This is a genomic window from Pseudescherichia vulneris NBRC 102420, assembly GCF_000759795.1.
GTDB classification, from domain to species: domain Bacteria; phylum Pseudomonadota; class Gammaproteobacteria; order Enterobacterales; family Enterobacteriaceae; genus Pseudescherichia; species Pseudescherichia vulneris.
This window is the reverse complement of the sequence record NZ_BBMZ01000007.1, coordinates 379514-401463: the sequence shown is the minus strand read 5'-3', so window position 1 is coordinate 401463 and position 21950 is coordinate 379514. Positions and strand designations below refer to the sequence as shown.

The following is a 21950-nucleotide window of genomic DNA, read 5'->3' as shown; positions in this document are numbered from 1 at the left end:
GTTGCGCGTCAGCCAGGCGGACTCCATCTGCTGCAGGTTGAGGGCCAGCGTCTCGCCGACCAGCAGGCCGTGATAGCTGTCGTTCCATGCCCCGGTCTGGATAAAGGTCGAGGTCATGTCGCCCATCTCATACTGCCAGCAGGCCTGAGCACTCAGGCAGAGCGACAGCACCGCGTCGTAGGCCTGGTAGTAGAGCGCCGAGAGCTGCCCGGTCAGCCAGTTGTAGAGCGAGGACTGGGTGAAGCGGGTGGTCAGGAAGTTCAGGGTGGACTTCAGGTTATCCTGCTGAGCCTGGGCCAGCTGGAGTGACGTCACTGCCCCCACCCGGCGCACCGCCAGGGCATCAAGCTGGGCGTTAATGGTGTCGATCTCTGACTGCGCCTGCTGGTAGATAAGCTGCCACTCCTCGCTGCGGCGGCGGTAGCTCTCGGAGATCTCCGTCTGCTGGGCGGCGAGACCGGTAATATCTGCCGACATCTGGAGCACCATCCCAGCGGCGAGAGTAGGTGCACCGACTTCCTGGCCACCGTCTGAAAAGCCGAAGATGTTGGGGATCGTTTTCATTGCCATGCCAGCGGTGACCAGCGGCGAGGCGGCGGTCATCACCGCCGACGCGCTGTCACGTAGCGCCATCGCGCTGGTCTCCCCGGCGGATACGCCGGTAGTGTAGAGGCCGAAGTAGTGATCGTAGCGCTGCTGGGCCATGCTGCGGCTGGCCTCCAGCACGGTTTTATCCTGGTCCAGGGCGTCGATGGCGTTCTGCCCCAGGGTCAGGGTGTAGGCCGAGATATCCAGCGCCAGCTGGGCATCCAGCTCCTGCAGCCCGGCAGCGTCCTTACGCTCGTAGTAGCTGAGCAGCGTCTGGCCGAACTGGCTGAGGGTGGAGACGGCAAAACGTGCGCTCTGCAGCATGGTGCTGAACCGGTACGGCGGAATGGTCGCCGTCATGCCGGAGGAGGCGCTAATCAGGGAGCCGCCCTGCACGCTCTGCTCCATCAGCACCGTCGGGTTAACCGGCGGGGCGTACAGCGGAACGGTCATCGGCAGGCCGTCGATGGTCAGCTGGTGGCGCAGGTTATAGAGGCGGGAGTCCAGCGTGTTCCAGTAGCCCAGCAGCTGGCTGTTGACCGGGGCCATAAAGCTGTCACTGGTGGTCACGTCCGCCGCCACGCTGAGCTTCCCGGCGAAGGCCGGCAGCACCGGGGCCTGCTGCTCATAGCTCAGCAGGGCCACGTTGCTCTCTGCACTCTCCGCCAGCTCCTCCAGCGTTTCCGGTGCCCAGTGGTTAACAATTAAGCTGTCAGGACGAATACCGAGCAGGTCTTTCACCTGACCGTACTGTAAACGGGCGAGGCTCAGGCCGTCGTTAGTCAGCAGGCGATAGCTGGCGTCGGCGGCAGCCATCAGGGTGCTGACGTAGGCCATAAACACCGCCTTCTGGTAGTGCACTGGCCAGGCCGAGGCTATCGCATCCGGATCGGTGATTAACCAGCCGGCAGTGGCCTGCGCGGCGGACGAAGCGCTCTCCACCAGCGGGCGCACGCTCCAGTAGTCGGGTTCCGGGTACTGTTTACGGATGTCGCTGCTGTTATCGCGGCCGCGGGCTGCCGGATCAAAGATGTAGTCGTACCAGCCTAATGCATCGCTGTACTCCTCCTCCTGACTCAGCCGCCACGCCACCAGGTATGGCATATAGAAGAACAGCTCCCAGAAGTAGATCCCGTTCGCACCGCTGAAGTCCATCGGCACGGCGGTATCGTTGGTCATACCGGGTTCGAGGGTGAGCTGGGTGTCCCAGTTCAGCAGCGCCTGAATGCTGGCGCTGGCCTTGTTAATCAGTTCTTTGGCGAAAAGGGTGTTGAGGCGGATCGGGGAGATGGCTGTCCCGTCGCTGAATGTACTGCCAGTAAAATTAAGGTAAACCGCCGTTCCCAGCGTGTCATCAATATTAATGGAAATATAAGGGGTGACCGGGAGTTCTGTCGCACGAATTAAGTCTACAAGGTATTCCTGGTTTATCGTATTTCCTAGTGCATCAGTATAGCCGTAGGAGATATAGCGGGAGATTTCTGCGCTAGCAATTTCATCAGAAGAAAAATCTGACACACTGAATGTCCAACTGCTTCCGGTATTTGTAAACTCTGGCTGAGGGATGCTAACTAATTTTGATCCCGACTGCCAGCTACTTTGTGAAGGGTCACTAAACACATTGAATGTCCAGGGAGATGAAATAGCTGGATAGTCAGACACACTAAACTCATCCACCTGTATCTCAATTGAATACCCTTGTCCATTGAACATCAGGCCGATGTTTTTTTCACCTGTTATAGTGAATCCAAAATCTTCAATAGATATTTCGCCAAGGGCTGCCAGATATTTTTTTGATAAACAGGTCACCTCGCCAGCACTAGTACCAGCACAGTTGAAAAACACATAATCGATATACTCCTCATTGGTCACATTATAATTCGTAAAGTTTAATTTAACATCAGTAAAAGTTTTTTTCCAAGGCGTAAAGTTGAAACTTGCATTACCTTCAGTAGAAGCCATAAGCGGATCATGGAATGGAAGGCTATCAATATGATAGCTATCTACTTCTGACGTAGTAAATGTCTGTGATATACTCCCATTAAGTGAAAAACTGCCGTCCGAATTATAGACAACCGAAAAATTGCTCTTTGACAACGCAGGGAGTTGTGCCTCACCAGAAAAATCATTGTTACTGCTAGCTTGTAGTACTACGCTTGCAAGACTATATTGGCCCAGAGCATAGGCAGACTGCACGCGCATTTGCGCTTTATTGGACTCTGGATCGTTTTGCTCGCTGGCACGCGTCATATAGAGATATTGATACTGCGCCAGTGGGGTGGGTTCCGTACCCATACTGGCTGAATCAATCTGCTCAACCGCAAACCAGTAATCAATCTGTAGAGAAAAATCACTATAGCCGGTCAGTGAGGGAGAAGTGGTCGACTCATCCGCGTCATAGAGTGAAACCGTGAGCACATCGTCGGTTTTATCATAGAGGCAGACGGTGCAGAGTGCATCAGAACTAAAAAGCGCGTCGTAGTATTTATTACGTTTGTCATCATTTGCCACTATCCCTTCATTGGTAATAGATGCTAAAAAATAGGGCGCAGACCAAGTATTGCTGAAATCACAGTATGATGAGTAAGCTGTAATTTTATCGTACGGTGTAACGTTAGACGTGCCCTCGCCAACATTTCCCGCCATTGTCCGCTCAAACCAAAACAAATAGAGACGGTTGTTAAAATAGGTCAGTCTCGGTATGCCCTGTAACGCCTCTTCGTTAATAGCGGTATTCATCGGATACCATTCCGACCAGGCGCTACTGGAGGCGACGTTATCCACATTCAGGTCCATATCAAACGAGCGCCAGTAATACTGCACCGGTGAGGTAGTGGATTTGCCGAGGAAGTAGTAGGTGCCTGAAGTCTGATCGGTGCTGTCGAGATACCCACTGACAATCGTCAGGTTCGCTACCTGCTCGAACTTGTTCAGGTAGTTCATGACCGCCTGCTGCGCTGTGTCGCTATTAATGGTGTTCTGATTCAGATCGGTGATCAGATCTTTAAAATAGGCGGTCTGGCTCTGGCGCAGGGTCGGATCAATATAGTTCTCTGGATAGGTGTCCAGCTCCACCTCGCCCGCCCAGATATCGTACTGGCTCAGACCTTCTTTCCAGCTATTGATATTATCCTGGTCAAGGTACTGAGTCTGGTAGCCCGGCTCCATATTCATGGTGATGCCGTTAATGTACTGCTGGATACTCGACATTGCCTGGGCTACCCGGGAGGTCGGTACGGCGTTGCTGACCAGCGGATCGATCAGCAAATACTCATAGACATCTTCCGGGGTCTGGACCAGATTAACCAGATCGTCGTTGCCGCTGGCAGGAATGTATTGCCCCATATAGTAGGACAGGAGGGCGTTACGCTGACGTTCATTCAGTGATGCCGCAATATCAATGCTCATAATGTATCAACCTTAAAATTGAGAGATAAGCGCGGCACAGCAATGTGTGCCGCAAAGTAAAAGGATCCGTATTACTGTTGTCCGCTTTGTGCTGCGACCAGCGACTCGCCCGCAGACTGCCAGGCATCCCAGGTCTCGGTCACGCCGCCGGGAACGAGCTCACCGGTCGCCAGCAGCGGCGTCACTGACAGCCCGGTCTCTGTTGAGAGCTGCTGCAGGCGCATCACGTAGTCAACGTCCGTCACGGTTTTCGCCAGCCCGCCGGGCAGCGCCGCCGTGGCATCCGCCACCTCGCTGCTCTCCCACACCAGCAGCAGGGCCAGCGCGTCGGCAGCCTGCACGCCGTCCGGCGGCGTGTCGCCGTTAACCCAGCTGAGGTAGGCCAGCACCCGGTCCTCATCACCGGTCACTGTCAGCCAGTCGCCGTAACGGCTGAAGCGGTAGAGCAGGGTCAGGGAGAGCGTGGTGTCGCTCACCCCAAACCAGTCCGGATGGGCAAGAAAGATGCTGAGCGCGGCAGGCGTCAGGGTAAAGGCGCGGCTGATGCCCGCCCGCTGGCCGAGAGCAAAGAGGTCTGTAAGATAGGTAGCGGGAACCTGAGACGGGTCGGTCAGTGCTGCACCGTTGTTCATGGCGAGTGAGTCGGAGAGCAGGTGGTATTCGCTGTCCCCGGCCCAGCTCAGCAGATAAGGCGGCAGGGACTGGCCGGTACTGAACATCTGCGCCAGGGCGCTGTCGGCAATACCGTTCTGCGCCAGGCGGGCCTGGTTGATGATGCCGGAGAGGGAGCTGATGGCCTGTTCACGGTCGGCGTCTGAGGCAAAGGTGATTTCAGCGACATCAAGATCCGCACTGACCATGGAAGCGATAACGTCATAGTTTGTTGCGACCGGTAATACCAAACCGTTACAGTCGATAATGTCGCAGAAAAGGTCGCTATTACTGGACAGTATTGCAGGCCGAATAAGCTTGGCGGGTTTTCGGGATGCCACAATCGCGGCGATATCATCTTCGGTAAGAACGCAGTCCCAAACGGTGACATCGTCATAGCTGACTATTCCATTGTTTTTAGGCCAATCTAATGTGCCATTCTGACACAGTGCCCAAACGTTATTCTCATGTATCAGAAGCGAGCCTTGCCATAAAAATGAAGCCGATGATTTGATACTGCCATCTTCTGACCAGAGATAAATAGTTGCGCTCTTTTTTGCAATATCTATGGTGACGGCTAACCAGTACCATCTATCAGGCTGCCAGAGAATTGAGTCATCTAGAAGCCCAAACGTGCCATTCTCTGTTGTAATGCTTACCCACAATTGGCCCCTGCCTACAAACCCGTTAGCCACACAAATGCCAAGATCTTTAGCTGCATCAAAATTCACTGCATTCATTAAGAAAGGTAAATCTTGTGATAAATCAATCTCGGAAGAGATATTCAACCACATACCGATGGTAAAACTTTTATCGCCATTGGTAAGAGCATTAGTCGCGCTGCTCAAAACGCCATACTGTCCCAAGTTTGCATTCAGTTGAACGCCACGTGCAGTACCTTCCGGGCTGTCGACCCATAGTCCGTCACCGTTAATTGTCAGAAAAGAACCTTTAGGTAAATCTACACCGCTGAAGCTCTGCTCGCTGAGCAATGCCGCAGGCAGCTGCTGTTTGATGCCGTTAACGAAGTTCACCGTCGCGGAGGTGGCCGCCAGCGCACCTGCCTCCGGCTGCAGTGCCAGGTAGTTTTTCACCCACGACAGGTTGTGGTCACTCGCCCACGCCGCCGCCGCGTCCAGGGCCATCAGCAGGTCGAGAATATCCCCGCCCGCAGGCTGGCCGTTACTCAGCGCCGCCAGCTGCGGCACGCCCGCAAGCGTGGTCCAGGCTGCATCGCCCTCACCTGCCAGGCTCAGCAGCGCCGCCCCGTCGGCAAACGACAGCCCCAGCCAGCGCGGCACCATCGCCAGACGGTAGAGCGCCGAGACCACCGGCAGCGTCAGCGGGAAGGTCTTCGCCTGCGCATCGCCCTGCGCTGCCGCCACCTTATCCGCCAGCACCCGGAACTGCGCCTGGGTGATGTCCAGCCCGGCGCAAATCTGGCGCACCGTGCGGGCGCTGTCCCCGGTCACTTCGGTATAGCTGACATTCTCACCGGTGATAGCGAAAGGCTCATCAAACAGCGACGGGGCGTTGAACACCTGGTCGAGGAACGGCACCGCCGGGGAGATGGCGTACGGGGTGATTTCATCCAGAACGGCAGCAAACTGGAAGGCATTAATAGCGTACTTCTGCTGCCAGTGGCGGAAGACGCCCAGCGCACGCAGGGTGTGGGCGTTGAGGGCGAAGTCAGTGTTATTTGTACCCTGAGCACGAATGCAGGCGCTGAGCAGCAGGTCGGTCTCCTCATAGCTCAGACCGAGCCAGCGCTGCAGGCGCACCATCCGGTTGATGCGATCCATGCGGGCGTTGGACAGTCCGGTTAATCGGTCATCAATCATGCCATCCAGGGCATAATAGTGATACATATCGGACAAGCCGCCAGCTGGTATAGTACTGCTGATAATGTTTTCTATTTCATCGTCTCTAAGGTCTCTGTTCCAGACGGTGATATCGTCGAAAATAATGACAGCACGTCTTTCAGTGTGTGCGTTATAGTAGTAATTCCCTTTATTACCATTAAACCCCCAAGACTCAACGGGTAATGCTATAGAACCCAGCGAGGAAAAATCAATACTACTTTCAATGTTCATATCCACGCCATTTTTACTCCCGCGGATATATAATTTCTTGCTACCACCATAACGTATAACAAGAAAATTCCACGAATCTGGAATGACATTAAATGAGTAGCTAAGGGGATCTTTTGAGCCATCACTGACTGTGAGTTTTAATTGAAAATCTTCAGTGTCTCTTTTTGTGAATAACGTAATTCCTTTGCTAGCAAGCGCATCTTGCTCTGTTTTATTTGTAACAACGATAGCCTGATCGGGTACGTCCGATGGAATTTTTACCCAAAAGGCAACTGTGAAATTTTTACTATTTGAACCATCTGTGCTGATGTTATCAGCGATATAAACTTGTGCTTGCCGAGTGGCATCACAAGCCAGCCCAGAGTTAAATTTACCTGCGACAACAGATAAACCCGTGTTGCTTAAGTTCAATGCAATTGGGTTACTGCCTGTATCAGAAGGCATAAATTCAGTATTGTACTCATAAGCACTTTCAACAGAAACTGGCTTAGCATCAGAATCACTATTAATAAAACTTGCACCATAATCAGAAGCGGTAATAGAAACTACGTCACAGTTATCTGATGCTGTGACCGTCGTCCCTCCTGCGTTCCCGGCGATTAACTCCTCCACCTGCGGCACGGTAATCCCCAACCGGTAGGTAAAAATGTCGAGATCCTTAAACGGCGTGTAATCCGTCGTCTCCAGCCCAAGGTTGGCTTTATAGAAGCTCTTCAGGTCAGAGCCCGTGCTGTTATCTGCCTCAATCACCACCGTCTGCTGCTCCGGCGCCAGCCTGCTAGCCAGCTCAATACTGCTGGCGCTGCGCGCGCCCTGCCATGCATCATTCAGGAACCACGGCCAATCGATGGCGGTCTCACTGATAATCTCCTCCAGCGGCACGCCAGCCTTTAGCAGGGCAAGCTCGGCCTGATCGTGTGGGAAGTGGTACGGCAGCAGCGTCGGGTAGCGAGTTTCCGCCAGGGTCTCGTCCACGCTCTGCTCTGACGGCAGGCTGGTGGCGATGCTGTTTTCGAGGATCTCATTCACCAGCTGTAAAGCTGGAATCTGCTGGTTGATGGCATCGTTATCCACTGTCAGGGTGGCGAGGTCCGGGCGGCGTTCGGCAAGCGGGATAACCTGATCGGCGGTGCTACTCGCCTTCATCTCCTCTTCAAAGCTCAGTGCCTGCTTATAGAGCCAGGTCAGGTAGCTCACCGGCGAATCCACCGCCTCAGGCGCGTCGGACTGACAGTAGGCCTGCCAGTTTTCGGCAAACTGGTTTCGCCAGGTTGGGCCATCCTGGACCAGACCCTGAATATTATTTGAAGAAGTGCTGCTTACCGTTGGCTGACCGCTGAGCGTCTGTGGCAAACCCTGGCGGATCTGCCGGGTAAGCTGGTTTTCCCGGAACTGGCGGCGAATATGCTGGGCCTGACCTACAGCGAGATCCCAGGCTTTGCCGCCGCGTAGCCCCAGCCACGACATGTTGTCGGCGATAAACTGTTTCCGGGAGGTGCGGGCAATGTCAAACACAGATCGATAGTTATTCTTGGTAAAGCTGCCGGGAGAGACCTTAAGGGCGGACTCCACCTGCAGAAGCGCAGGGCTGGCGGAGAGAGTCATAATTGTGAACTCCAGTGAGTAATCGATGGAATTGTTAATGGGATAAGGATTTACTTAATAAAAATTATCAGCATCAATATTGCTATTTATCTTAATTAACATCATGAGTTTCGTCGCAATAAACAAGACTGCAACCACAGCGCCATGATGATTTTAAAAAACAGCTATAAAACAAAAAGATAACTGACAACTAAATTTTATACAGCGGCATCCATAATAAATGTGTTTATGTTGAGGAAAATCTTATATGGCAGGATTAACAATAATGAGCGTTATTTAAATTTAACTTTATTCAGTTCCACCTAAAAATTGCACGCCGACATCATAAAAAATATGCCCAATAATTGCACCTATTAAAGCATTTAAATATATCGCATTTATTTAAGTATTATAGTGCTAATGTTTTAAGTCCCTTTCTTAGGAAAGTGAAGGACATTCACCCCCCGCCCAGGTAGGCTTTACGCACGTCGGGATCGGCCAGTAGCTCCGCGCCGCTGCCGCTCAGGCGGATCTCACCGTTAACCATGACATAGGCACGATCGGAGAGCTTAAGGGCGTGGTTGGCGTTTTGCTCTACCAGAAACAGCGTCATCCCTCCCTGGGTTAGCTCGCGCAGCACCTGGAAAATTTGTTTCACCACCAGCGGGGCGAGGCCGAGGCTCGGTTCATCCAGCAGCAGCAGCCGGGGACGGCTCATCAGCGCCCGGGCGATAGCCAGCATCTGCTGCTCGCCGCCGGAGAGGGTCATCGCCCGCTGGCTGCGCCGCTCTTCGAGTAAAGGAAAGATGTCGTACATCCGCGCCCTGTCCTCTTTCTGGTAGCGGTCACCAATGGGGATGGTGCCCATCAGCAGGTTCTCCTCCACCGTCATGTCCGGAAAGATGCGCCGTCCTTCCGGAGCCTGGGCGATGCCGTTGCTGGCGATAAAGTGGGTAGATTTATGGCTAATATTCTCTCCGCGATAGCGTATCTCACCGCTGGCAATGCGCGGCTGACCGAAGACCGACATCAGCAGCGTTGACTTGCCCGCGCCGTTCGCGCCAATCAGCGAGACGGTTTCGCCTTCGTTTACCGTCAAAGAGACGTTCTTTAAAGCCTGAATGGGGCCGTAGAACACATCGACCCGGTGAAACTCAAGCAGCGGCTGGCTCATCGATCCATCGCCTCCTCGTCGGTCCCAAGATAGGCAGCAATGACGCTGGCGTTGGCCTGGATCGCCTCTGGCGTCCCGCGCGCGATAACGTTGCCGTGGTCGAGGACGATCACCCAGTCGGCAATTGACATCACCATGCCCATGTCATGCTCGATCAGCAGTACTGTGACTCCGTGCTGCTGGCGCAGAGTTCGCACAATCCGGCTCAGGGCGTGGGTCTCAACGGGGTTCAGACCCGCTGCGGGCTCATCCAGGCAGATCATCTCTGGCCCGGTGCACATGGCGCGGGCAATCTCCAACCGACGCTGCTGGCCATAGGAGAGCGTCCCGGCCAGTCGGTTGGCGCACTCCACCATCTCGACCACCTCCAGCCAGTAGAATGCCCGGTCAAGGGCCTGACTCTCGGCCCGGCGGTAGCCAGGCGTATTGAGGATCCCGGCAATCAGGTTGCGGTTGGCCTGCATATGCTGGGCCACCAACAGGTTCTCTACCACTGACATCTCGCGAAACAGGCGGATATTCTGAAAGGTGCGCGCCAGCCCGGCCCGGTTCACCAGATGGGTGCCGCCAAACATCTTGTAGCCAATCCGGGACATTAACTGGCGCGGATGGAGGAAATCACCCACCCGCAGCGTCTGGCCCAGCACCTGCACGATGTCGGTGGTGCGCGACCGCGTCTCCAGCAGGATCGATCCGCCTGAGGCCTGGTAAAAGCCGGTGAGGCAGTTGAACACCGTGGTTTTACCCGCGCCGTTGGGGCCAATGAGGGCGGTGATCGACCCCCGCTCCACCTCCAGGCTCACGTCGTTAAGGGCTTTGATCCCACCGAAATGCATCATCAGGTTTTCCACGCGTAGGATGGCGTCGCTCATGGCGCAACGCCTTTACGCACGGCGAATCCCGCCCGGCTGGTGCGCACCAGACCGCGCGGCCGCCAGATCATCATCAGCACCATCAGCACGCCAAACAGCAGCACGCGGTACTCGGCGAAATCCCGTAGCAGTTCCGGGGCGACGGTGAGGATAAACGCCGCCAGCACCACGCCGAGCGTGGAACCCATGCCGCCCAGCACCACGATAGCGAGGATCAGCGCCGACTCAAAAAAGGTAAACGAGGTGGGGTTCACAAAACCTTGATAGGTAGCGAAGAAGACGCCGGCAATCCCGGCGGTGGAGGCGCCCAGCATAAAGGCCGAGAGCTTGACCAGAACGTGGTTTAAGCCCAGCGAGCGGCAGGCGACCTCATCCTCTCGCAGCGCCTCCCAGGCCCGGCCGATGGGCATGGTGGTCAGCCGATGCTTAATAAACAGCACTAATACGACGACCAGAATCAGCACCGCGTAGATAAAGATAAACTTGAGGTTGGGGTTATAGGTAATGCCAAAAAATTCATGAAAGGGGACGCCGCCGTCTCGTGCTCGGCGGCTAAACTCCAGCCCTAAAAAGGTCGGCGCGGGCGCAGAGATGCCGTTTGGCCCGCCGGTAAAGCTCACCCAGTTATTGAGCACCAGGCGGATGATCTCCCCGAAGCCGAGGGTGACAATCGCCAGGTAATCGCCATGCATCCGCAGCACCGGAAAACCCAATAGCGCGCCAGCCAGCGCGGCGATGATCGCCCCCAGGGGCAGCATCACCCAAAACCCGAGGCCGAGATACTGATACCCCAGCGCCAGGCCATAGGCACCGATGGCGTAAAACGCGACGTAGCCGAGGTCCAGCAGTCCTGCCAGGCCCACCACAATATTGAGGCCCAGCCCGAGCAGAACGTAGATCAGCCCGAGGATCGCTACGGTCAGCAGGTATTTACTGGCGACGAAGGGAAACAGCATCGCCAGCAGCAGCAGCAGTGGCCCAATCCAACGCAGATGGGAGGTATGATCCGGCGAGCGAACAAAGACCCCGTCGTTGGCGCTCTCAAAGCGGCGGGTAAATTGTCGCCCGCGTGTGGTTTGCAGCGCCAGGCTCAGCAGAAAGCGTCCGGCCATGACGATCGCCACCAGCAGCGCAACGCGTGCCGGAGCCAGATTAAAGCTGTAGCCTTTAAGCACCACCCCGACAATCGGCCCGAATACCACTAACGCGCACAGCCCGGCCAGAAGGGTATCCCGCAGGCACTGCCTCAGATCCAGCCGGGTCTTTATCGCCGCATCCGTCATGCTCGCGCTCCTCATACCTTCGCCACCACCGGGCGGCCCAGCAGCCCCTGCGGGCGAAAAATCAGGATGGCAACCAGTAACGCAAAGGAGAAGACATCCTTATAGTCAGAGTTGACCAGCCCGGCGAACTGCGCTTCGGCGACCCCCAGCAGCAGGCCGCCCAGCATTGCGCCGGGCAGCGAGCCGATCCCGCCCAGCACGGCGGCGGTAAAGGCTTTGATGCCGATGATAAAGCCAATATAGAAATCAAAGGTGCCGTAGTTCATGGTGACCAGCACGCCCGCCAGCCCTGCCATCGCCGCCCCCATCACAAACACCAGCGAGATAACCCGATCGGTGTTGATGCCGAGGATCGACGCCATCCGCCGATCCTGCTGGGTGGCCCGGCAGATGCGCCCCAGCCGGGTAAACTGAATGATCCAGGTCAACAGCAGCATCCCCACCAGCGCCGCCAGTAGAATGAATATTTTGGTCCAGGTGATCTGCACAATGCCGTCCCCGACGTCCAGGCGCAGCACGCCGGTCAGCAGGGTTGGGATCCCCTGCTGATTGGGTCCCTGAGCGATCTGGACATAGTTTTGCAGGATCAGCGACATGCCAATCGCCGAGATCAGCGGCGCGAGGCGCGTGGAGTTGCGCAGCGGCCGATAGGCGATACGCTCGATGGTCCAACCGTAGACGCCGGTAACGACTATGGTGAAGATCAGGGTGCCAAAGATCAGCAGCGGGAAGGAGTGCAGGCCAAACCACGACAGCAGCCCAAGGCCGATGGCGCAGAGATAGGCCGAGATCATATAGACCTCACCGTGGGCAAAGTTGATCATGCCGATGATACCGTACACCATCGTATAGCCGATGGCGATCAGGCCATACACCGCACCCAGCGTCAGGCCGTTGATAAGCTGCTGCAAGAAGAATGCATCCATGGTGAACGCCCTCGCCCCGGTGAAGGAGATTACAGCTGGTGGTATTTGCCTTTGTCGTCCCACTGATAGACAACGTAGTCAGAGACTTTGAGATCGCCCTTCCCGTCCCAGGCTTTCGGTCCCATCACCGTGTCGACGCTGTTGGATTTCAGCCAGGCGCTGGCCTTCTCGTTGTCTTTGCCGACGGCGTTATAGGCGGCAGCGATAGCCTGAATGGAGGCGTAAGAGTAGAGGGTGTAGCCTTCCGGCTCAAAGCCTGCGGCGCGGAACTTTTCAATGACCGCTTTTCCCGCCGGGATGGTGCGGGGATCTTTACCGAAGGTCATCAGCACGCCGTTGGTGAACTGCGCCCCGCCTGCCGCCGTGACCAGCTCCTCGGTGACTACGCAGTCGCCGGAGAAAAATTTCGCCTCTACGCCCTGCTCGCGCATCTGGCGTATCAGCGGTCCGGCCTCCGGATGGCAGCCGCCAAAGTAGACCACGTCAGGCTTCAGCGCCCCCACTTTGGTGACCAGCGCGTTGAAATCTTTTTCGCCCCGGGACAGCCCCTCATACAGCACCTCTTTGGTTCCGCGCTTCGCCAGCGCGGCACGCATCGCGTCCGCCAGCCCCTGGCCGTAGGTGTCCTTGTCGTGGATGACGGCCACTTTTTTGGCCTTCAGCACGTCGAGAATGTAGTTTGCCGCCACTACGCCCTGCTGATCGTCGCGGCCGCACATGCGAAACATATTCTGCATGCCCCGCTCGGTAATCTGTGGGTTGGTAGAGCCGGGGGTGATGGTCAGGACGCCCGCTTCGTCATAGACTTCCGACGAGGGCATCGTAGAGGAGGAGCAGAAGTGGCCTACCACGGCGGAGACCTTCTCTTCGTCTACCAGCCGGTTCGCCACCGCCACCGCCTGCTTGGGTTCGCAGGCGTCGTCCCCCTGCACCAACACGATCTTCTCGCCCTTGATGCCGCCTGCGGCGTTGATATCCGCCGCCGCCTGGGTTGCGCCCTTCCAGTACTGCGCCCCGTAGGTGGCGTTGGGGCCGGTAAAAGGCCCGGCGACGCCGATGGTGATATCCGCCTGCGCATAAAACGCAGCACCCAGGCCGCTCAGCAGAGCAAGCGGTAACGTAAGCGTTTTGATAGACATGTGTTAATCCTCAGCACGGTTCAGAACCCGCCGCCAGCGGCGTGGGAGAGGTCGCCATCACATGGCTGGCTGGGCTACGCGGTGTCCGGACCGTCCAGAATCTTAAACATAGCTGTGGGAAAGTGAGACTGCGCACCCCGCTTGTACAAATTTGCAGCGCAGATCACTGAGTTGAGCGATTTTGCCGCTGCGCAAAAAAAAGCGCGCCCCGGCAGGATTGGCCATGCCGGGGCGCGGTTAGCGAGGGTCGGTCAGTGGATTAGGCGGTTTTAGCCCGGCTGGCGATAATGCTCTCCGCCACGTTACGCGGTGCTTCCGCGTAGTGGTGGAACTCCATGCTGTAGGTGGCGCGTCCCTGGGACATGGAGCGCAGCGTCGTTGAGTAACCGAACATCTCTGCCAGCGGCACGTCGGCGCGGATAATCTGGCTTCCCAGCCGCTCATCCATCCCCTGTACCATACCGCGACGGGACGAGAGATCGCCCATCACGTTGCCGGCATACTCCTCTGGGGTCTCTACCTCCACGTGCATAATTGGCTCGAGGATCGCCGGATCGGCGCGCTTCGCCCCCTCTTTGAAACCGAAAATCGCCGCCATTTTGAAGGCCAGCTCCGAGGAGTCGACGTCATGGTAGGAGCCAAAGGTCAGCGTCGCCTTGATATCGACCACCGGATAGCCCGCCAGCACGCCGCTGTTGATCGCCTCCCGCAGGCCTTTCTCCACCGAGGGGATAAACTCCCGGGGTACAACCCCGCCCTTGCTGGCATCCTCGAAGATAAAGCCCTTGCCTCCCTCCAGCGGCTCCAGGGTTAGCACTACGTGGCCGTACTGCCCTTTACCGCCGGACTGACGGACAAACTTGCCTTCGATATCCTTCACCGTTTTACGGATCGTCTCCCGGTAGGTCACCTGCGGACGACCAATGTTGGCCTCTACGCCAAACTCTCGCCGCATGCGGTCGACGATGATCTCCAGATGCAGTTCGCCCATACCGGAGATAATGGTCTGGCCCGACTCCTCGTCGGTATGCAGATGGAACGAGGGATCCTCTGCCGCCAGCCGCTGCAACGCGATGCCCATCTTCTCCTGATCCGCCTTGGTCTTCGGCTCAATCGCCAGGGAGATCACCGGATCGGGAAACTCCATGCGTTCGAGGGTGATCGCTGCGTCCGGGGCACACAGGGTATCGCCGGTAGTAACATCCTTCAGCCCGACGCAGGCGGCGATATCCCCGGCCCGCAGCTCGTCCACCTCGTGGCGATCGTTGGCATGCATCAGCACAATGCGCCCGATGCGCTCCTTCTTACCCTTAACCGGGTTCCATACCGCGTCACCTTTTTTCAGCACGCCGGAGTAGACGCGGATAAAGGTGAGCTGGCCCACGTAGGGGTCGGTCATTAGCTTGAAGGCCAACGCGGAGAACGGCTCGCGATCGTCCGGATGGCGCTCGGCGGTTGCGCCCTTCTCATCCACGCCCTTGATGGCGGGAATATCAAGCGGGGACGGCATCAGCTCGACCACCGCGTCGAGCACGCGCTGCACCCCTTTGTTTTTAAAGGCGCTGCCGCAGAGAACGGGCTGGATCTCACCGGCCACGGTGCGGGCGCGCAGGCCGCTAATGATCTCCGCCTCGTCCAGATCGCCGTTTTCCAGATACTTATCCATCAACGCTTCGTTGGCTTCCGCCGCTGCGGAGACCATTTTCTCGCGCCACGCTTTCGCCGTTGCCAGCAGCTCCTCGGGCACCGGCGCGTAGCTGAACGCCATCCCCTGGGTAGCATCGTCCCAGATGATTTCCCGCATCTTGATAAGATCGATCACGCCGGTGAAGTGCTCTTCCGCCCCAATGGGGATCACAATCGGTACCGGGTTCGCCTTCAGGCGGTCGATCATCATCTGCACCACGCGGAAGAAGTCCGCGCCGGGACGATCCATCTTGTTGACGAACGCCAGCCGGGGCACGTGATACTTGTTGGCCTGTCGCCAGACGGTCTCCGACTGGGGCTGCACGCCGCCTACAGAGTCGTAGACCATCACCGCGCCGTCCAGCACGCGCATGGAGCGCTCAACCTCAATGGTGAAGTCAACGTGGCCGGGGGTGTCGATGATATTGATGCGGTGCGGCTCAAAGCCCCGATCCATGCCGGGCCAGAAGCAGCTTACGGCCGCGGAGGTAATGGTAATTCCGCGCTCTTGCTCCTGCGCCATCCAGTCTGTCGTCGCTGCGCCATCGTGAACTTCACCCAATTTATGGCTCATGCCGGTGTAAAACAGGATCCGTTCAGTGGTGGTGGTTTTGCCGGCATCAATATGGGCAGAAATACCAATGTTGCGATAGCGTTCGAGGGGGATGGGTCGGGGCATGATGCGTCCTTAGTCAGTTTGACTGTTAGCGGCCAGTACGGCCATTCGGGTTTAACGTCCTCATCATAGTCCAACTGTACGAGTATATTCGAACTATTTTAGCTATAGTTATGGATGATAATCTCGCCGCCGCTGCCGCATGGCACTCGCCGTTGGGTTTAGGTATAGTATGCGTTAGCCAGCTCGCTGGTCACTATTTGTGCTTATTAACTCAGGAACACTATGATTGCCAGCCATCCCGATCGGGCAAAAATCCGTCTCGAAAATGTACTGTTCGCGCTGGGAAATCCGCTGCGCCTGGAGATAGTCAGAACCCTGGCGGATGAAGGAGAGCAGGCCTGCGGGTCGCTGCGCAAGGACGTGGCCAAATCGACCATGACCCACCACTGGCGCGTGCTGCGCGACAGCGGCGTGATCTGGCAGCGTCCACAGGGCCGGGAAAATTTAATCTCGCTGCGCCGGGACGATCTCGACGCCCGTTTTCCAGGACTGATGGATATCCTGCTCAATGCCATTCATGCCGAGCAATAGTTAAACGGTTTGGTAGGTCATTCGGGGGCACGGAAGAGATAAAACGCCGGGTGACAGAGTTGCCAGACCCGGCTTAGAAGGATTACTCGTCTTTAGCTTCAACCGCGGCGTGCTTCAGCTCACCCATCGTTTTCAGCTTTTTAGAGATTTCACGGCGCTCTTTCGAAATCTCAGCGTTTTTGATGATGTAGTCATCTACGCGGTCTTCGTAGTCGGTTTTCATGCTGGCGATGATGCCCTGGATCGCTTCAACGCTCATTCCCGGCTTGATGTAGTCGCTCAGGTTATCCAGCAGCAGAACGCGTTTCTGGTTATCGCGGATTTTTTTCTCAACGTCCTGAATTTCACGCTGTAATTTGTTTTTACGGCGGAACAGACGTACGAACTCCAGAACGTCCTGGAATGAAGGCTTAGTAGTTTCCATTTTTACACCCCTGCTAATATCGGATTCGGATTCGTTAAAGCAACCGCTATAGGGTAAACATACTTTCAGCCGTTGCTGATGACAATGATTTTATCCCTCTAGATATCATAACGCTAAATCTGGCTGAATCGAAACAACCTGCTACTGATTCACTTACGGATGCGGCTTATTTGCGCAGCGCCCGGCAGATAAGATGCGAAAGCAGCTCCAGCTGCCGGGCCAGCTCCATGCTTAACCACACGTAGCCGTGCATAGGCGTTTCCGCCAGCGTCTCATCTTTATGCTGTTGGATCAGCTCCCGCAGCTCCGCCACAATCTCGTTAAGCCGCTCGCTATTAGCAAGGATCGGCTGCGGATTGCCTTCGTAGAGCGCATGGGCGATGGTGAGCAGCGTTTGCTGCGTCATAGTTTGGGTCTCGCGGATCGTCCGGGCGTTAAGCATTACGAAGTGGCTGGCGCGCGACGCCCAGTGGGCGTTGATCTGCAGCTCAAGCATACACACCATGTTGCGGCTTACGGTCTGAATAGCTTCGAAAATCGCTTTTTGAATGTGCGTCTCTTTGCTGGCTGGCACAATCAGGCCGCGCATCTTCACCACGTCGTTGAGGATGTTTTGCAGATGCTTCTCCAGCCGCGGGCGCTCCACCAGGTTCGGAGAGAAGCCCGCCTGATAGACCCGGTTAAATTGCGTGACGTAGTTCGCCATCTGGATGCGCCAGTGCAGAAACGCCCGTTGCGGCCAGATGCCGGTAAACAGCATCGCCAGCAGCGAGCCTAAGATCACATCCCCGCCGCGCCACAGGGCGATGGTCATATCCCCCGCCGGGGCGCCCACCACCACGGCAAGCGTGATGCCGATCAGCAGCGCCTGATAGGGTTTCTTGCCCAACGCCAGCCAGCCGCAGAGAAACATCGCGGCGGCGCACCAGAGCAGCATCAGCGGCAGAGAGATGACTTCAAGCTTCAGGGCAATCAGCCCCAGCGCTGAGCCGAAGATAGTACCGCCGATACGCTCGAAGGCACGCGGTACAACGTTTCCCCAGAAGGAGATCGGCCCCATGATCACCACCAGGGTGATCAGTGGCCAGGTGCCCTCCGGCACGTCCAGCAGACGCACCAGCAGAAAGGTCAGAATAAACGCCAGCGCTATCCTGGCCCCGTGCACGAGGCGATAGTGACGATACAGGCGTATTTCAAACGGGCTAAGTGATTTGTCGGTGCGCACCACGCTCTCCGGCTAAAACGACAAAGGCGCAATTGTAGCGAATTTTCGCGCCGGGGCCTCGGCGTTGTGACCAAAAGCCCCGTAAAAACTGCTTTAAATGATTAAAATCAGTAAACAGGCCGACAGGATCAACGGTAAGCGGGCGCTTAACGTGATTTGGGCTCAACGGGAATGTGCATCTCAACGTCCCAGTAGCCGCTGCTGCTGTCCGCATTCAGGTAGCGCTCAAAGCAGGGCCGGGCCGCTATCTGGTAGTAGGCATCCGGGAGCAGGCTGTCAAAAAAGAGATCCCAGGTTTTTTCAAACTCTTCGTTATAGACCCGCGCCCTGGCCACGGCGTACTGACCACCGGGCAGCTCGCTCAGGATCACCCCTTCGCTATTTTCCGGGACGGTAAAGTCTTCGGGTACCGAAATGACCGTGTCGGCGCGCAGCTTCTCCGGTGGGACTTCGTCGGGGTTATCGTAGTAAACGGCGATCCACTCCTGCGGCTGGAGATGTTTGGTTTGCACCCATAGCGTGAGCTGTTCAAAGCCCTGCTTAACGGTCTTTTCCCACGGTCCTACCAGATGAAACCCGGCAATGGTGCGCTTATCGAGCTGTTTGATACTGTAGTCCATGCTGCCTCCGCGATGATTGCTGTATGGATATACACTCTCTTTTTTAGGGGCTTTGTCACCCCTGGCCTGTTCAGTATGCGAGCAGACTCGCAGAGTTGCCAGCCTGCCCGCCGCTTCTTACAGGACGTGGTGCAGATAGTCGCTCAGGCGAGAGAACACGCCGCCTTTCTCAATCGCTTCCAGGGTGACCAGCGGTGAACGGGCAACCAGCTTGCCGTTATCATACAGCTCGACCTCGCCAACCTTCTGGTTCGCGGGCATTGGGGCTTCCAGCTCTTTACCATTCAGTACGTACTTGGCTTTAATATGGTCCAGATCGGCCTTCGGCAGCGCCAGCCAGAAGTCGCGGTCCGTACCCAGCGCCACCTTCTCTTTATCGCCGTACCAGACGCGCTCGCTCCCCACCTGTTTCCCCTTATGCAGGATCTGTACGGTATCGAAGTTATCATCGCCCCAGTGCAGCAGCTTGCGCGCCTGCTCCTCACGCCCTTTCGGGCTCTCACCCCCCATCACCACCGCAATCAGCCGCCGCTGGCCGTTAACGCTGGAGGCGATAAGGTTAAAGCCCGCCCCGGAGGTGTGGCCAGTTTTCAGGCCGTCGACGTTGAGCGACTTATCCCACAGCAGGCCGTTACGGTTCTGCTGGGTGATGCCGTTCCAGGTGAGGCTCTTCTCGCTATACATGTGATAGAACTCGGGCTCACCGTGAATGATAGCTCGGGAGAGTACGGCCAGATCGTAGGCCGAGCTGTGCTGGCCCGGCGCATCCAGACCGTGGACGGTCTCAAAGTGGGTATCGCGCAGGTTGAGCTTCTGCGCATAGCTGTTCATCATCTTCACAAACTGCGGCTGGCCGCCAGCAACATAGTCCGCCAGCGCCACGCAGGCGTCGTTGCCGGAGTCAACGATCAGGCCACGGCTCAAATCACGTACCGTGATGCGATCCCCCGGTTTGATAAACATCAGCGAGGAGCCATCAAATACCGGGTTTCCCTTGGCCCAGGCGTCTTTACCAACGGTAACAATATCGTCCGGTGTAATGCGCTTGCTATCGATAGCGCGGTCAACCACGTAGCCGGTCATCAGCTTGGTCAAGCTGGCTGGGTTACGCTGCTGATGTTCATTGCCTGCGGTCAATATCTGCCCCGTGGTGTAGTCCATTAATACCCAGGCACCGGCCTGGATCTGCGGAGGCTGTACAGCAAAAGCGGGATCGGCAGCCAGCGCAGAATTCACGCAAACAGCAAGGAGGGAAGCGGCAATAAACAAACGGCGTTTCAAGAGGATATCCTTAAGGTGTGACAAAAGAGCTGACCTTTGTACGGAAAATGTTGTGTCGAATCCTGGAACAATTGCAAACAAATGTGACAGTGAGGAGGCGCACGGCGGAAGCAGTCACCCAGTTCTGGCAAAAACAGCGCTTTTATTTCTGTTTAGCGGGCGGCATGGTTTACCATAAAGAGGTCATATAACAACAGGACGATTTCAGGTGTCAGATTCCGCTGCGCAGCCCACTTTCCTTTTTCACGACTACGAGACCTTCGGGACCAGCCCGTCGCTGGATCGGCCGGCGCAGTTTGCCGCCCTCCGCACCGATGAGGATTTCACACCGATTGGCGAGCCGGAGGTGTTCTATTGCCAGCCTGCGGATGACTACCTGCCGCAGCCGGAGGCCGTGATGATCACCGGCATCACGCCGCAGATCGCCCGGGAAAAAGGCGACAACGAAGCCGCCTTTGCGAAGCGGATCCATGACATCTTCACCGTGCCGGAAACCTGCGTGGTGGGTTATAACAACGTTCGCTTTGATGATGAAGTCACCCGCAACGTTTTCTACCGTAACTTCTACGATCCCTACGCCTGGAGCTGGCAGCATGGCAACTCCCGCTGGGATCTACTGGACGTGATGCGCGCCTGCTACGCGCTGCGCCCGGAGGGCATCAACTGGCCGGAGAACGATGACGGCCTGCCAAGCTTCCGCCTTGAACATCTTACCCAGGCCAACGGCATTGAGCACAGCAACGCCCACGACGCGATGGCAGATGTCTATGCCACTATTGCCATGGCGCAACTGGTTAAAGCCCGCCAGCCCAAGCTGTTTCACTACCTCTACACCTACCGCAGTAAGCAGAAGCTCATCACCCTGATCGACGTGCCGCAGATGAAGCCGCTGGTGCACGTCTCCGGTATGTTCGGTGCCGATCGCGGCAATACCAGCTGGGTTGCGCCGCTGGCCTGGCACCCCGAAAACCGAAACGCGGTGATCATGGTTGACCTGGCCGGGGATATGTCTCCTCTGCTGGAATTGAACGCCGATGCGCTGCGCGAGCGTCTCTACACGCCTAAAGCGGATCTGGGCGATGAGTCCCCCGTACCGGTGAAGCTGGTGCACCTCAATAAGTGCCCGGTGCTGGCGCAGGCGAATACCCTGCGTCCGGAAGACGCCGATCGGCTGGGTATAAACCGTCAGGCGTGCCTGGCGAACCTGCAAATTCTGCGCGACAACCCAGACGTGCGGGAAAAAGTGCTGGCTATCTTCGCCGAAGCCGAGCCGTTTGTGCCATCGGATAACGTTGATGCCCAGCTCTATAACGGCTTCTTTAGCGACGCCGATCGTGCAGCGATGAAAATCGTGCTGGCAACCGATCCGCAAAACCTGCCGGCGCTGGATATTACCTTTGCCGACAAGCGCATTGAGAAGCTGCTGTTTAACTACCGGGCGCGCAATTTCCCCGGCACGCTGGATGAAAACGAGCAGCAACGCTGGCTCCAGCATCGGCGTAACGTTTTTACCCCGGAATTTTTGCAGGCCTGGGCGGAAGAGTTAGAGGGGTTGTACCAGCAGCACGAGGGCAACAGCGAGAAGATCGCCCTGATTAAAGCTCTGTATCAGTACGCGCAAGAGATAGTGTGAATAATGATTGTAGGTCGGGCAAGGCAGAGCCGCCGCCCGACATGAGCGACACTGCCGGATGGCGCTGCGCTTATCCGGCCTACTTTTGACATACAGCATCGCATAAAAAAAGCCAGCTTCTCAGCTGGCTTTTTTGTTTTACGCGTTCGTGCA

The 21950-nt window shown here is 56.6% G+C and carries 14 protein-coding genes; 2 read left to right on the top strand and 12 right to left on the bottom strand.

All coding sequences use genetic code 11. The features are described from left to right. From EV102420_RS05845 to fusA, 8 genes are all read right to left on the bottom strand, one after another. On the bottom strand, positions 1–3996 hold a 3996-nt coding region (locus tag EV102420_RS05845; RefSeq protein ID WP_042389926.1), incomplete at its 3' end, for a neuraminidase-like domain-containing protein. Between the two features lie 71 nt (positions 3997–4067). Continuing rightward, positions 4068–8345: a Tc toxin subunit A gene (locus EV102420_RS22620; protein WP_077776489.1), complete on the bottom strand. Its 4278-nt coding sequence runs from the start codon at positions 8343–8345 to the stop codon at positions 4068–4070. Between the two features lie 436 nt (positions 8346–8781). After that, the gene (locus EV102420_RS05835) at positions 8782–9498 is read right to left on the bottom strand and encodes an ABC transporter ATP-binding protein (RefSeq protein ID WP_042389925.1); all 717 of its coding nucleotides are present in this window, start codon (positions 9496–9498) and stop codon (positions 8782–8784) included. After that, positions 9495–10370 carry an ABC transporter ATP-binding protein gene (locus EV102420_RS05830; RefSeq protein WP_042389924.1) on the bottom strand — a complete coding sequence of 292 codons (876 nt, stop codon included), beginning with the start codon at positions 10368–10370 and terminating at the stop codon, positions 9495–9497. The genes EV102420_RS05835 and EV102420_RS05830 overlap by 4 nt, the downstream gene beginning before the upstream one ends. Beyond that, positions 10367–11653, bottom strand: coding sequence for a high-affinity branched-chain amino acid ABC transporter permease LivM (livM, locus tag EV102420_RS05825; RefSeq protein ID WP_042389923.1), 1287 nt, complete (start codon positions 11651–11653; stop codon positions 10367–10369). The genes EV102420_RS05830 and livM overlap by 4 nt, the downstream gene beginning before the upstream one ends. Before the next feature lie 11 nt (positions 11654–11664). After that, on the bottom strand, positions 11665–12579 hold the full coding sequence (locus EV102420_RS05820) for an ABC transporter permease subunit (protein WP_042389922.1): 915 nt from the start codon (positions 12577–12579) through the stop codon (positions 11665–11667). Between the two features lie 29 nt (positions 12580–12608). After that, a complete protein-coding gene (locus tag EV102420_RS05815) occupies positions 12609–13718 on the bottom strand; it encodes a branched-chain amino acid ABC transporter substrate-binding protein (RefSeq protein ID WP_042389921.1) in 1110 nt (369 codons plus the stop codon). 259 nt (positions 13719–13977) lie between these two features. Next, positions 13978–16083, bottom strand: coding sequence for an elongation factor G (gene fusA, locus EV102420_RS05810; protein ID WP_042389920.1), 2106 nt, complete (start codon positions 16081–16083; stop codon positions 13978–13980). A 222-nt stretch (positions 16084–16305) separates the two neighbouring features. Between fusA and EV102420_RS05805 the strand changes: the two genes are divergently transcribed. Next, positions 16306–16614 carry an ArsR/SmtB family transcription factor gene (locus tag EV102420_RS05805; RefSeq protein WP_042389919.1) on the top strand — a complete coding sequence of 103 codons (309 nt, stop codon included), beginning with the start codon at positions 16306–16308 and terminating at the stop codon, positions 16612–16614. An 82-nt stretch (positions 16615–16696) separates the two neighbouring features. On the opposite strand, the gene EV102420_RS05800 is transcribed toward EV102420_RS05805, so the two are convergent. From EV102420_RS05800 to dacD, 4 genes are all read right to left on the bottom strand, one after another. Then, on the bottom strand, positions 16697–17038 hold the full coding sequence (locus EV102420_RS05800; protein WP_042389917.1) for a DUF496 family protein: 342 nt from the start codon (positions 17036–17038) through the stop codon (positions 16697–16699). Between the two features lie 166 nt (positions 17039–17204). Next, positions 17205–18263 (bottom strand): FUSC family protein, encoded by a 1059-nt coding sequence (locus tag EV102420_RS05795; RefSeq protein WP_042389915.1) that lies wholly within the window; start codon positions 18261–18263, stop codon positions 17205–17207. Positions 18264–18409: 146 nt separating this feature from the next. Beyond that, complete coding sequence (gene sbmC / locus EV102420_RS05790; protein WP_042389913.1) at positions 18410–18883, bottom strand: DNA gyrase inhibitor SbmC; 474 nt, start codon at positions 18881–18883, stop codon at positions 18410–18412. 117 nt (positions 18884–19000) lie between these two features. After that, positions 19001–20170 carry a serine-type D-Ala-D-Ala carboxypeptidase DacD gene (gene dacD / locus EV102420_RS05785; RefSeq protein ID WP_147282698.1) on the bottom strand — a complete coding sequence of 390 codons (1170 nt, stop codon included), beginning with the start codon at positions 20168–20170 and terminating at the stop codon, positions 19001–19003. Between the two features lie 202 nt (positions 20171–20372). On the opposite strand from dacD, the gene sbcB reads away from it, so the two are divergent. Then, positions 20373–21797 carry an exodeoxyribonuclease I gene (gene sbcB / locus EV102420_RS05780; RefSeq protein ID WP_042389909.1) on the top strand — a complete coding sequence of 475 codons (1425 nt, stop codon included), beginning with the start codon at positions 20373–20375 and terminating at the stop codon, positions 21795–21797. The last annotated feature ends 153 nt before the right edge of the window (positions 21798–21950 follow it).